Source organism: Pseudomonas sp. R3.Fl, from assembly GCF_023516765.1.
GTDB classification, from domain to species: Bacteria; Pseudomonadota; Gammaproteobacteria; order Pseudomonadales; family Pseudomonadaceae; genus Pseudomonas; species Pseudomonas citronellolis.
The window spans coordinates 1-12,143 of the sequence record NZ_JAMGSO010000002.1 but is presented as its reverse complement, the minus strand read 5'-3'; the positions used below and the strand labels follow the sequence as shown (position 1 = coordinate 12,143).

11 protein-coding genes are annotated in these 12,143 nt (G+C 77.2%); 9 read left to right on the top strand and 2 right to left on the bottom strand.

Going from position 1 to position 12,143, the window contains the following annotated elements:
* The 7 genes from M8R19_RS33115 to ptsP form a co-directional block, all read left to right on the top strand.
* A partial coding sequence (locus M8R19_RS33115) for a DJ-1/PfpI family protein (protein ID WP_249920275.1) occupies positions 1 to 459 on the top strand: 459 nt, incomplete at its 5' end.
* Between the two features lie 77 nt (positions 460 to 536).
* Positions 537 to 1,661, top strand: a complete 1,125-nt coding sequence (locus M8R19_RS33110) for a GuaB3 family IMP dehydrogenase-related protein (RefSeq protein ID WP_249920274.1) — start codon at positions 537 to 539, stop codon at positions 1,659 to 1,661.
* Positions 1,662 to 1,893: 232 nt separating this feature from the next.
* A complete protein-coding gene (locus tag M8R19_RS33105) occupies positions 1,894 to 2,655 on the top strand; it encodes a DeoR/GlpR family DNA-binding transcription regulator (protein WP_147794306.1) in 762 nt (253 codons plus the stop codon).
* Positions 2,652 to 3,617 (top strand): 1-phosphofructokinase, encoded by a 966-nt coding sequence (pfkB, locus tag M8R19_RS33100; RefSeq protein WP_249920273.1) that lies wholly within the window; start codon positions 2,652 to 2,654, stop codon positions 3,615 to 3,617. Before M8R19_RS33105 ends, pfkB begins: the two co-directional genes overlap by 4 nt.
* A gap of 1 nt (position 3,618) precedes the next feature.
* On the top strand, positions 3,619 to 4,074 hold the full coding sequence (locus M8R19_RS33095; RefSeq protein ID WP_249920272.1) for a PTS sugar transporter subunit IIA: 456 nt from the start codon (positions 3,619 to 3,621) through the stop codon (positions 4,072 to 4,074).
* Entirely contained in the window at positions 4,071 to 5,633 is a 1,563-nt protein-coding gene (locus M8R19_RS33090; protein ID WP_249920271.1) for a PTS fructose transporter subunit IIC, read from the top strand. The genes M8R19_RS33095 and M8R19_RS33090 overlap by 4 nt, the downstream gene beginning before the upstream one ends.
* 98 nt (positions 5,634 to 5,731) lie before the next feature.
* A complete protein-coding gene (gene ptsP / locus M8R19_RS33085; protein WP_249920270.1) occupies positions 5,732 to 7,468 on the top strand; it encodes a phosphoenolpyruvate--protein phosphotransferase in 1,737 nt (578 codons plus the stop codon).
* A 21-nt stretch (positions 7,469 to 7,489) separates the two neighbouring features.
* Here ptsP and M8R19_RS33345 read toward each other — a convergent pair whose 3' ends face one another.
* Complete coding sequence (locus M8R19_RS33345; RefSeq protein ID WP_249920269.1) at positions 7,490 to 8,287, bottom strand: AraC family transcriptional regulator; 798 nt, start codon at positions 8,285 to 8,287, stop codon at positions 7,490 to 7,492.
* 62 nt (positions 8,288 to 8,349) lie between these two features.
* On the opposite strand from M8R19_RS33345, the gene M8R19_RS33075 reads away from it, so the two are divergent.
* Positions 8,350 to 8,871 (top strand): VOC family protein, encoded by a 522-nt coding sequence (locus tag M8R19_RS33075; protein WP_249920268.1) that lies wholly within the window; start codon positions 8,350 to 8,352, stop codon positions 8,869 to 8,871.
* An 83-nt stretch (positions 8,872 to 8,954) separates the two neighbouring features.
* Positions 8,955 to 10,592 carry a succinic semialdehyde dehydrogenase gene (locus M8R19_RS33070; protein WP_249920267.1) on the top strand — a complete coding sequence of 546 codons (1,638 nt, stop codon included), beginning with the start codon at positions 8,955 to 8,957 and terminating at the stop codon, positions 10,590 to 10,592.
* Between the two features lie 134 nt (positions 10,593 to 10,726).
* Here the strand turns inward: M8R19_RS33070 and M8R19_RS33065 are convergent.
* The coding region (locus M8R19_RS33065) for a GGDEF domain-containing protein (protein ID WP_249920266.1) at positions 10,727 to 12,143 on the bottom strand (1,417 nt) is incomplete at its 5' end.

Sequence of the window (12,143 nt, the reverse complement as noted above, 5' to 3'; positions counted from 1 at the left end):
GAGGGCGGCACCCCCGTCCTCGTGTCCGCCGAGGCCGGCACCGTCCGCGCCGTGAACAACGACCTCGACCCGGGCGGCGAGTACCCGGTCGACCGCACGCTGGACCAGGTGTCCGCGGACGACATCGACGCGCTCGTCATCCCCGGCGGCACGGTGAACGCCGACACCCTCCGCACCCAGGAGGGCGCGCAGGCGCTCGTGAAGGCCGTCCTCGGCGCGGGCAAGCCCGTCGCCGCGATCTGCCACGGCCCCTGGACCCTCATCGAGGCCGGCGTCGTGGACGGCGTCACCCTCACCTCGTACCCGAGCCTCGCCACCGACCTCCGGAACGCCGGCGCCACCTGGGTCGACGAGGAGGTCGTCGTGTCGCGGGCGGCCGGGGCCACGCTCATCACCTCCCGCAACCCCGACGACCTGCCGGCGTTCAGCGCGGCCGTCGTGGACGCGGTCGCGGGCTGAGCCGCACCACCCACCCGGGCCCCGTCGCGCGCCGCGGCGGGGCCCGCGTCGTGCGCCCGCGCCGGTAACCTGTCCCGGTGAGCAACGAGATCGAGATCGGCCGCGGCAAGCGGGGACGGCGCGCATTCTCCTTCGACGACGTCGCCGTGGTGCCCTCGCGCCGCACCCGCGACCCGGAGGAGGTGTCCGTCGGCTGGCAGATCGACGCGTACCACTTCGACCTGCCGGTGCTGGCGGCGCCGATGGACTCCGTGATGAGTCCCGCGACCGCGGTCGCGCTGGGTCGCGCGGGCGGGCTCGGTGTCCTCGACCTCGAGGGCCTGTGGACGCGGTACGAGGACCCGGAGCCGCTGCTGGCGCAGATCGCCGAGCTGCCGGCCGGCGAGGCGACCGCCCGGATGCAGGAGATCTACTCCGCCCCGATCCAGCCGGAGCTCATCCGCCGCCGGGTCGGCGAGGTCCGTGACGCGGGCGTGACGGTCGCCGGCGCGCTGTCGCCGCAGCGCACGCAGGAGTTCTGGAAGGACGTCGTCGACGCGGGCGTCGACCTGTTCGTCATCCGCGGCACCACGGTGTCGGCCGAGCACGTGTCCGGCCGCGCGGAGCCGCTCAACCTCAAGCGGTTCATCTACGAGCTCGACGTGCCGGTGATCGTCGGCGGCGCGTCCACCTACACCGCGGCGCTGCACCTCATGCGCACGGGCGCGGCGGGCGTGCTCGTCGGCTTCGGCGGCGGCGCGGCGCACACCACCCGGGTGTCCCTCGGCATCCACGCCCCGATGGCGACCGCGGTCGCGGACGTCGCGGCCGCGCGCCGGGACTACCTCGACGAGTCGGGCGGCCGGTACGTGCACGTCATCGCCGACGGCGGCGTGGGGCGCTCGGGCGACCTGGTCAAGGCGATCGCCTGCGGCGCGGACGCGGTCATGCTCGGCGCCGCGCTGGCCCGCGCGACCGACGCACCCGGCGGCGGCTGGCACTGGGGCCCGGAGGCGCACCACCCGCACCTGCCGCGCGGCGAGCGGGTGCAGGTCGGCCAGGCGGGCACGCTGGAGCAGGTGCTGTTCGGCCCGGGCCACACCGCGGACGGCTCCCTCAACCTCATCGGCGCGCTGCGCCGGGCGATGGCGACCACCGGGTACTCGGACCTCAAGGAGTTCCAGCGGGTGGAGATCGTGGTCTCCCCGTACCAGCCGCGCTGACGCCGGCACCCGCGCGCGCCGAGGGCCGCGGCTCCCCGAGGGGGAGTCGCGGCCCTCGCCGCGTCCGGGCGTGGGCGGATGCCCGTTTCGTTCGTGTTTGAGTCCGAGTCGGTTTGATTGCTTGCGTTTCCGTGTCCGGCTGCGGCATGCTGGATCGCGCAGCCGCCCAGCGCCGGGCCTCCCTCGGCGCCCGGGTCGGCTGTGCAGACGACCCGGACCCGACGGAGGCGACGTGTACGCAACGGAGCGCCAGCAGCAGATCCTGGCGGCCGCGCGACGGGACGGGCGCGTGGACGTCGCCTCGCTCGCGACCACCCTCGACGTCACGCCGGAGACCGTCCGCCGCGACCTCACCGTCCTGGAGCGGCACGGGCTGGTCCGCCGGGTGCACGGCGGCGCGATCCCGGTCGAGCAGCTCGGCTTCGAGCCCGGGCTGGCGCAGCGCGAGGGCCTGCTGTCGGGGGAGAAGGACCGCATCGCCAAGGCCGCGCTGGAGGAGCTGCCGGCCGGCGGCGCGATCATCCTGGACGCCGGCACCACGACGGTCCGCCTGGCGGAGCTGCTGCCGACGGACCGCGAGCTGACCGTGGTGACGCACGCGCTCCCGGTCGCCACGGTGCTCGCGACCCGGCCCGGCATCACGCTGCACCTGGTCGGCGGCACCGTCCGCGGCCGGACGCTCGCGGCGGTCGGCACCTGGGCGCTGCGGGAGCTCGCGGACATCCACGTGGACACGGCGTTCCTCGGCACCAACGGCCTGAGCGTCGAGCACGGCCTGACCACGCCGGACCTCGCGGAGGCCGCCGTCAAGCGGGCGCTGGTGACCGCGGCGCGGCGCACGGTCGTGCTGGCCGACCACACCAAGCTCGGCCGTGCCGACTTCGCGCACGTGGCGTCGCTGGAGCAGGTCGACACGCTCGTCACCGACTCCGGGGTGATGCCCGAGCTCGCGGACGAGGTCGAGGCCGCCGGCACGCGGGTGGTGCGCGCATGACCGCCGCGGGCGCGCCGCGCGTCGTCACGCTGACCCCGAACCCCAGCCTGGACCGCGCGCTGCACCTCGAGCGGCTGGCGGTCGGCGAGGTGAACCGCGCCGCGGCCACCCACCTGCACCCCGGGGGCAAGGGCATCAACGTGTCCCGCGCGCTCGCCGCGCACGGCGTCGCGTCCCGGGCGGTCCTGCCGTCCGGCGGGCCGGACGGCGCGCAGGTCGTCGCGCTGCTCGCCGCGCAGGGCGTGGACGCGCGGCCGGTGCCGGTCGCGGGGGACACCCGGTCCAACATCACGCTCACCGAGTCGAGCGGCGCGACGACCAAGATCAACGCCCCGGGCGCTGCCCTGACCCCGGACGAGGTCGCGGCGCTGCTGGCCGCGGTGGAGTCCGAGCTCGCCGGGGCGACCGCCGTGGTCGCGGCGGGCAGCCTGCCGGCCGGGCTGGGCGACGACTTCTTCACCGCCGTCGCCGACCTGGGCGCGCGGCACGGGGTCCCGGTCGTGCTGGACACGTCGGGCGCCCCGTTCGCCGCCGCCGTCCGGCACGGCGGCCTCGCGCTGGTGAAGCCGAACGACGAGGAGCTCGCCGAGCTGGCGGGCCGCGAGCTCGTGACCGTCGGCGACGTCCTCGCGGCCGCCCGCGCGGTGCAGGACCTCGGCACCGCCGCCGTGCTCGTCAGCCTCGGCGCGCACGGCGCCCTGCTCGTCGCCGACGGCAGCTCCTGGTGGGCCGGCGGCCCGGGCCTGGTCCCCGTGTCCACGGTCGGCGCGGGGGACTCGACCCTCGCCGGCTACCTCGCGGCCGACGGCCCGCCCCCGGACCGGCTGCGCCGCGCGGTCGCCTGGGGCCGCGCCGCCGTCCTGCTCCCGGGCAGCGCCGTCCCGCGCCCGTCCGACGTCCGACCCGACGAGGTCGCCCTGGTGGCCGACCCCGACCCCGCCCTCGCCCTGAAGGAGCTCTGACATGAGCCTGCCCCTGACCTCCGCCGACCTCGTCGGCGTCGACCTGGCCGCGGCCGACCGCGACGACGCGACCCGCCAGCTCATCGCCCTGCTCGCCGCCGCGGGCCGGGTCACCGACGCGGAGGGCTTCCACGCCGACGTGCGCGCCCGCGAGGCGCAGATGGCCACCGGCATGCCCGGCGGCGTCGGCCTGCCGCACGCCCGCTCCGAGCACGTCGCCGCGCCGAGCCTCGCGGTCGGCAAGCTCCGCGAGCCCGTCGACTGGGGCGCGCCGGACGGTCCCGCGCGCCTGGTGTTCCTCATCGCCGCACCCGCGGGCGGGGACGCCGACCACCTGCAGATCCTGGCCGCGCTCGCCCGCCGGCTGGTGCACGAGTCGTTCCGGCAGTCGCTGCTCGACGCGCCCGACGCGGCCACGGTGGCCGAGATCGTCCAGCGAGAGGTGGTGCCGTCATGAAGTTCGTCGCCGTGTCCTCGTGCCCCACGGGGATCGCCCACACGTACATGGCCGCCGAGGCCCTCGAGCAGGCGGGCAAGGCGGCCGGCCACGAGGTCCACGTCGAGACGCAGGGCGCCGCGGGCTCGACCCCGCTGGACCCCGCGGTCATCGCCGCCGCCGACGGCGTGATCTACGCCGCCGACCTCGAGGTCCAGGCCAAGGACCGGTTCGCCGGGAAGCCGTTCGTCGACGTCGGCGTGAAGAAGGCGGTGCACGACCCCAACGGCGTGCTCGCCCAGGCCGTCGCGGCCGTCGAGGCGGGCGTGCCCGCGGCGGACGCCGCCGCCGCGGGGGCCGCACCCACCGCGGCCGGGGCCCCGCGCCCCGCGGTCAAGGTCGACCCGAACGCGGGCGTCGGCACCCGGATCCGGCAGTGGCTGATGACGGGCGTGTCGTACATGATCCCGTTCGTCGCCGCCGGCGGGATCCTCATCGCCCTGGGCTTCATGATCGCGCAGGCGGCGTGGCCGGGGAACGAGGGCCCGGTCGCGGTGACCGCCGTCCCGGTCGAGGACCTGATCACCTCGTTCAGCATCACGTCCGGGCAGGACTGGGCGGTGCTGCTCTACCAGACCGGGGCCGCGGCCTTCGGGTTCCTCGTGGCGGTGCTGTCGGGGTTCATCGCGTACGCGATCGCCGACCGCCCCGGCCTGGTGCCCGGCTTCGTCGGCGGCGCGATCTCCGTGGTGATCGGCGCGGGCTTCCTCGGCGGCCTGGTCACCGGGTTCGTCGGCGGGTTCCTCGCGCTGTGGATCAGCCGGTGGCGGGTGCCGAAGGGCGTGCGCGGCGTGATGCCGGTCGTGGTGACGCCGCTGCTGTCCTCGCTGGTCACCGGCTTCCTCATGTTCGTGGTCATCGGCCGGCCGATCGCGAACGTCATGGACGGGCTCACCAACTGGCTCAACGGCCTCTCCGGCTCGAACCTCGTGCTCATGGGCGCGCTGCTCGGCGCGATGATGGGCTTCGACCTCGGCGGTCCGATCAACAAGGTCGCGTACACCTTCGCGGTGACCGGGCTGGCCACCGAGGGGCTGACCGGGGACGCCGTGCAGTACCGGATCATGGCGGCCGTGATGGCGGCCGGCATGGTCGCCCCGCTGGCGATGGCCCTGGCGACGGTCGTCCGCAAGGGCCTGTTCACGCACGCCGAGCGGGAGAACGGGAAGGCCGCCTGGCTGCTCGGGCTGTCGTTCATCTCCGAGGGCGCGATCCCGTTCGCCGCGGCCGACCCGTGGCGGGTCATCGTCTCGTCGGTCGTCGGGTCCAGCGCCACCGGGGCGATCACGATGGCGGTCGGCTCGGGGCTCCGGGCGCCGCACGGCGGCATCTGGGTGCTGCCGCTGATCTCGAACGCGCTCGGGTTCCTCCTGGCGGTCGCGGTCGGCATGGTGGTGACCGCGGGCGTCGTGGTCGTGCTCAAGGGGCTGCGACCGAGCCCGCTGGTCGAGGCCGAGCGGGAGGCCGACGCCGCGGCCGCCGCGACCGCGCCGACCACCGCCCAGCCCGCCGTCGCCTGACGGCATCCTGGTGTCCCCGGGCCCGCCGTGGCCCGGGGACGCACGGGCGGGACCTCCGCCCCTTCACAGACCGATCTCGACGGGGAGACGCTCGCACCATGACCGACACGCGAACCGAGACGACCGCACCGCCCGCCGCCGGGACGGTGCTCCAGGGGGTGGGCGTCGGCCGCCGCGTCGCCGTGGGCCCGGTGGTGCGGGTGCGCCCCGCCCCGTCCGTGCCCGGCGACGCCCCGGTGCTCCGGGACGGCGCAGCGGTTCCGGCCGACGAGCTCCCCGACGCCGTCGCCGCCGCCTTCGCGGCCGTGGGCGACGGGCTGCGCGAGCAGGCGTCCCGCGCCACCGGCACGGTCGCCGAGGTGCTGGGCGCGACCGCGATGATGGCCGACGACCCCGCCCTGCGGGACCAGGTGCTCGGCCGGGTCCGCGGCGGTGAGCCCCCGGTCGCGGCGATCGACGCCGTGGTCGGCACCTTCGCCGCGATGTTCGAGCAGGCGGGCGGCTACCTGGCCGAGCGGGTCACCGACCTGCGCAGCGTCCGGGACCGGGTCGTCTCCCGGCTGGCCGGGCTGCCGGCGCCGGGGGTGCCGGAGCTCCGCGAGCCGTCCGTGGTCGTCGCCCTCGACCTCGCGCCCGCGGACACGGCCGCGCTCGACCTCGAGCGCGTGCTCGCCCTCGTCACCGAGGAGGGCGGTCCGACCGGGCACACCGCGATCATCGCCGGGCAGAACGGCATCCCGTGCGTCGTCCGCACCACGGGCGCGTCGGCGCTCGCGGACGGCGTCGTCGTCGGCGTGGACGCGGCGGGCGGGACCGTCCTGGTCGAGCCGTCCGCCGACGACCGCGCAGCGTTGGAGGCCCGCGCCGCCGCTGAGCGCGCGCTGGAGTCCGACACCGACCCGGGCGGCACGGCCGACGGGCACCGGGTGCAGCTGCTCGCCAACATCGGCACCGCCGAGGACGCCGAGAAGCTCGTCGACGCAGCCGTCGAGGGCGTCGGGCTGTTCCGCACCGAGGTGCTGTTCCTCGGCCGGCAGCAGGCGCCGACGGTCGACGAGCAGGCCGCCGCGTACGCCCGAGTGCTGCGCGCGCTCGGCCCGGACCGCAAGGTCGTCGTCCGGACGCTCGACGCAGGAGCCGACAAGCCGCTCGCGTTCGCCAACCTGCACGCGGAGGAGAACCCGGCGCTCGGCGTGCGCGGCTACCGGCTCGTCCGGTCCGCGCCCGGGCTGCTCACCGACCAGCTCACCGCGCTGGCGCGGGCCGGTGAGGAGACCGGGACCCAGCCCTGGGTGATGGCGCCGATGATCGCCACCCCGGCGGAGTCGCGGGCGTTCGCGGACGCCGTGCACGCCGCGGGCCTGCGCACGGCGGGCGTGATGGTCGAGGTGCCGGCCGCCGCGCTGCGCGCCGCCGCGGTGCTCGACGAGGTCGACTTCGTCTCGCTCGGCACCAACGACCTGGCGCAGTACACGATGGCCGCCGACCGGCTGCGCGGCGAGCTCGTCGACCTGCTCGACGCCTGGCAGCCGGCCGTCCTGGAGCTCGTCGCGGCGACCGCCCGGGCGGGGGCGGCGAAGGACCGGCCGGTCGGGGTGTGCGGCGAGTCCGCGTCCGACCCGCTGATGGCGCTCGTGCTCACGGGGCTCGGCGTCACCAGCCTGTCCATGTCGCCCGCCGCGCTGCCCGCGGTCCGGTTCGCGCTGCGGCGGCACACGCTCGAGGCGTGCCGGGCGATGGCGGACGCGGCGCTGGCGGCGGCGGACCCGGCCGCGGGGCGCGCGGCGGTGGCGGGGCTGCTCGACCCGGAGGCCCGGGCGACGCTCGGCGTGTGAGGCCGGGACCCGGCGGTCGGCTCAGACGGCCGCCGGGGCGTGCCGCCGCGTCCGGGCCGGGGTCTCGCCGACCACGGCCCGGTACCGGCGCGTGAAGTGCGCCTGGTCCGTGTACCCGAGGTCCGCCGCGAGACGCGCGAGGTCCGTGCCGGGGTCGGCGAACAGCGTCGTCGCCGCGGCCTGCAGCCGGCGGCACTCGATCAGCCACTTCGGCGTCAGCCCGGTGTGCTGCCGGACGACCCTGCTGAGCGTGCGCGTCGTCGTCCCGAGCAGGTCGGCCAGGTCGGCGACCCGGAGGACGTCGGCGCGCTCCTCGGCGACCCGGCACGCGGCGTTCGCGAGCCGGCCGGCGTCGTCCACGCGCGCGGCGGCCGGGGCGAGCCAGGCGCGGAGCAGCGCGGAGACGGCGGCGTCGGCCGCGTGCGGGGCGCGCGCCATCGCGGCGGCGACGTCCGGCAGGGGCGCGTCCGGCAGCGGCTCCCACCGGCCGACCAGGCGGGCGGGCTCCGTCGCCGTGAGCACCCGCGCCGCGGCCGGCCGGAGCAGCACGCCGACCACCCACGACCGGCCGGCGAGGTCCTGCGTGGTGAGCACCCGGGACGGGCCGTGCAGGGTCGCGCCCGCCGGCTGGAGCACCGCGTTCGCGGCGGGGTAGGTGAGCACCCGCTGCGTCCGCACCTCGCCGGGCGGGACGTCCCAGCGCGCCACCCAGACGTGCCGGACGAGGTCGTCGAGCGCGGCCGGGGGCTCGGTGAGGACGAACCGCGAGAACGCGACCTCGGGGTCGCCCGGGTTGAGGTGCCCCGCCGACTCGACCACGCGTCGCCCTCCTGTCCCGTTCGTACAAGACCCGGCGGCCCGGTGCGGCCAGGCTCGAGCCCATGACCGAGAGCACCGCACCCACGACCGCCACCACCCCCGCGACCGGCGCGCACACCACCGACGGGGTCCCGCACGGGATCACGTCGCTGACCCCGCACCTCGTCGTGCACCCGGCCGCCGAGGCCATCGGATTCTACGAGCGGGTGCTCGGCGCCCGGGTCGTGGACGTGTTCCGGATGGGCGACCTGGTCGGCGAGGCGTCGCTCGACCTCGGGAACGGCCGGTTCACGCTGGGAGACCCGCTGCCCGCCTACGGCATCACCACCCCCGACCCCGACGCCGCGACCTACTCGCTCGCCGTGCACGTCCGGGACGTCGACGCCACCGTCGAGCGCGCCGTCGCCGCCGGTGCGACCCTGCGCGAGCCCGTGACGACGTTCGTGTCCGGCGACCGCTACGGCTCGATCACCGACCCGTTCGGCGTGCGGTGGACCGTGATGACCCGGGTCGAGGACCTGTCGCCCGAGGAGTCGGCGCGCCGCGTCGCGGCGTGGGCGGCGGAGCAGGCGGCGCAGGGCTGACGCGCCGTGGCGCCGCGACCCGGGGCGCCGTGACCGGGCGCCGGGTCCGGGACCTGCCCCGGCACGGCGCGTAGCCTGGCCGCATGGTGCCCGAGCACGGCGTCCTCGACCCGGAGACCGACCCCCTGGCCACGTTCGTCCTGGAGCCGGACGACCTGCGCGACCTGGCGGACCGGGTCGCGAGCTCGCCCGCGGCGGGGACCCGCACGCACCACGCGCCGTGGACCCGCGCGCCGCTCGCCACCCTCCCGCAGTCGACGCCGGACGACGTGGCCCGGGCCGCGCGCGCGGCGCGGGCGGCCCAGCGCCGGTGGGGGGCCGTCCCCGCCCGGGACCGAGCGCGGCTGCTGCTGCGCGTGCACGACCTGCTGCTCCAGCGGCAGAGCGACGTGCTCGACCTGGTCCAGCTCGAGAACGGCAAGGCGCGCGGCGCGGCGTACGAGGAGGTCGTCGACGTCGCGCTGCTCGCGCGGCACCTCGGCCGGACCGCGCCGCGGACCCTCGCGCCCGAGCGCCGCCCGGGGCTGGTGCCGGGGCTCACGTCGGTGCGCGTCGTGCACGACCCGGTCGGGGTCGTCGGGGTCGTCGCGCCGTGGAACTACCCGCTGAGCCTGACGCTCGGGGACGTGCTCCCGGCGCTCGCGGCCGGAGACGCCGTGCTGCTGCGGCCGGACCCGCAGACCCCGCTGACGGCGCTGTGGGCGGTCGAGCTGCTCGAGGACGCGGGGATGCCGCGGGGGCTGGTGCAGGTCGTGCTGGGCGACGGTCCGACGGTCGGGGCGGCGGTCGTGGACCACGTGGACCACGTCGTGTTCACCGGGTCGACGCCGACCGGCCGGGTCGTCGCCGCGCGGGCGGGGGAGCGGCTGGTGCCGAGCACGCTGGAGCTCGGCGGCAAGAACGCGATGTACGTCGCGGAGGACGTGGACGTCGAGGTCGCCGCCGAGGGCGCCGTGCGCGCCTGCTTCGGCGGCACCGGGCAGCTGTGCGTGTCCGTCGAGCGGCTGTACGTGCACCGGGACGTGTACGACGCCTTCGCCGCGGCGTTCGCGCGCCGGACCCGGGCGCTGCGCGTCGGCACCGGCCTGGACCACCGGTCGGACGTCGGGTCGCTCACCTCGGCCGAGCAGCTGGCCCGCGTCGTCGAGCACGTGGAGGACGCGCTGTCCGGCGGCGCCCGCGTGCTCGCCGGCGGCGTGCACCGCACGGACCTCGGGCCGTACGTGTACGAGCCGACGGTCCTGGAGGGCGTCGGCCCGCACGCCCGGGCGTTCCGCGAGGAGACGTTCGGGCCGGTCGTGGCGCTGTCGCCGGTGGCCTCGGACGACGAGGCGGTGGCCGCGGTGAACGACTCGGCCTACGCCCTCAACGCGTCCGTGTGGACCCGGTCGACCCGGCGGGGTGCGGCGCTCGCGGCCCGGCTGCGCGCCGGCAGCGTGAACGTCAACGACGGCTACCAGGCGGCCTGGGGCTCGGTGGCGGCGCCGCAGGGCGGCCGCGGGGCGTCGGGCTGGGGGCACCGGCACGGCCGCGAGGGGCTGCTGGCGCTGACCGCGACCCGGACGGTCGCCGTGCAACGGGGCGTGCACGGCGTGCGCGTCGCACGCCGCACCGTCGTGCCGCCGCTCGGGCCGGGCCGGCTGCTGGCGGGCGACCCGGAGCGCTGGACCGCGACGGTCACCGCCGCGCTCCGCGCAGCGAGGGCGGCCCGCCTGCGCTGACCTCCGCGCGCGCTGCGCTCCGCTCCGCACCGCGCGCGACGCCCGGCGCCGAGTCTCCACTTTCGCACTGCGCGCGCGGCGACCACGACAGTCGCGGGACGGAGACTCGGCGAGATCCGGCGCGGGAGCGGGCGTCAGCTCGGCTGGCAGGCGGCGGCCGTGCCGGCCGACGGGGTGCGCGGCCCGCTGGCCGCGCGCGGGTCGCCGCCCGTGCGCGGGACCGGCACGGGGAGCGCCGCGGGCGTGGACGGCGTGCCGTCGAACACGACCCGGTTCCGCCCCTCGCGCTTCGCGCGGTAGAGCGCCGCGTCCGCCCGGGACACGAGGGTGTCGCGCGCCTCGCCGTCCGCGGCCATCGCGCCGCCGAAGCTCACCGTGACCCGCAGGCCCGGCGACAGCTCGTGCCACGGGTACCCGGCGATCGTCGCCCGGATCCGCTCGCAGACGGCCAGCGCCTGCTCGTGCGGGGAGTCCAGCAGCACGAGCGTGAACTCCTCGCCGCCGATGCGGGCCGTGGCGTCGCCGACCCGGACGGCGCTGGTCATGATCTGCGCGACGCGGCGGAGCACCTCGTCGCCGACGGGGTGCGAGTGCTCGTCGTTGACCGCCTTGAACAGGTCGATGTCCGCGACCACGTAGGCCAGCTCGGCCTCCCGCCCGAGCCGGGCGGCGAGGACCGCGTCGAGGCCGCGGCGGTTCAGCAGGCCGGTGAGCGGGTCGTGCGCGGCGTCGTGCTGCAGGGTCTCGTTGAGCGCGGTGAGCTCGGCGGCGCGCTTGCGGGCCTGGTCGCGCGCCTGCCGGACCCGCTCGACGTCCAGCTGGGCGTTGACGACGATGCCGCGGCGCTCGGCGGCCTGGTCGCGCTGGGCCATGACCGCTTCGTGGTACCGGCGGTGGGTGTCGAGGGCCGCGCGCAGGTCGCCGGCGTCCTCGTGCACCTGGACGAGCTCGAGCAGCACGTCGGCGCGCTCCATCGGCCGCAGCGACTGCTCGGTCAGCAGCAGCCCCTCGGCCAGGGTGGCGACGGCTCCGGCGTGGTCGCCGCGCAGCCGGCGCAGCCGCCCGAGGGCCGCGTGGTACCGGATCGTCAGGTAGCGGGCCGCGACGCGGGGGAGCGCCGCCTCGACCGCCGTCAGCGCCGCCTCGGCGGCGTCCAGGTCGCCCCCGGCCATGTGGGCGCGCGCGAGCCGCACCTGGGCCTCGGCGGCCATGCGCGGGTTGCCGGAGTCGCCGCCGTCGGCGTCCGGGACGCCGCGCGCCGCCTCGAGCCCGCGGAGCGCGAGCTGCACCGCGCGCGCGGCGAGCGCCCGCGCGCGGACGGGGTCGGAGGAGCGCAGAGCCTCGCTCTCGTCGGTGTCGAGCTTGGCCAGGCCCGACAGCGTGGCGCAGGTGCCGTCCGGGCGGTCCAGCTCGGGCCACAGCCGCGCGGCCTCGTCGAGCAGCTCGCGGGCCTTCTCCGGGAACCGCCCCATCGAGATGTAGGTGTCGGCGAGGTTGTTCAGCGCCGCGGCGAGGCCCTCGGTGTCGTGGAGCTCGCGCCGGATGGCGAGC

Bases quoted from the DNA above. Each gene is read 5' to 3' on its own strand.
- pfkB (WP_249920273.1), top strand. From the start codon at position 2,652: ATGACCGCCGCGGGCGCGCCGCGCGTCGTCACGCTGACCCCGAACCCC.
- M8R19_RS33095 (WP_249920272.1), top strand. From the start codon at position 3,619: ATGAGCCTGCCCCTGACCTCCGCCGACCTCGTCGGCGTCGACCTGGCC.
- M8R19_RS33090 (WP_249920271.1), top strand. From the start codon at position 4,071: ATGAAGTTCGTCGCCGTGTCCTCGTGCCCCACGGGGATCGCCCACACG.
- ptsP (WP_249920270.1), top strand. From the start codon at position 5,732: ATGACCGACACGCGAACCGAGACGACCGCACCGCCCGCCGCCGGGACG.
- M8R19_RS33075 (WP_249920268.1), top strand. From the start codon at position 8,350: ATGACCGAGAGCACCGCACCCACGACCGCCACCACCCCCGCGACCGGC.
- M8R19_RS33070 (WP_249920267.1), top strand. From the start codon at position 8,955: ATGGTGCCCGAGCACGGCGTCCTCGACCCGGAGACCGACCCCCTGGCC.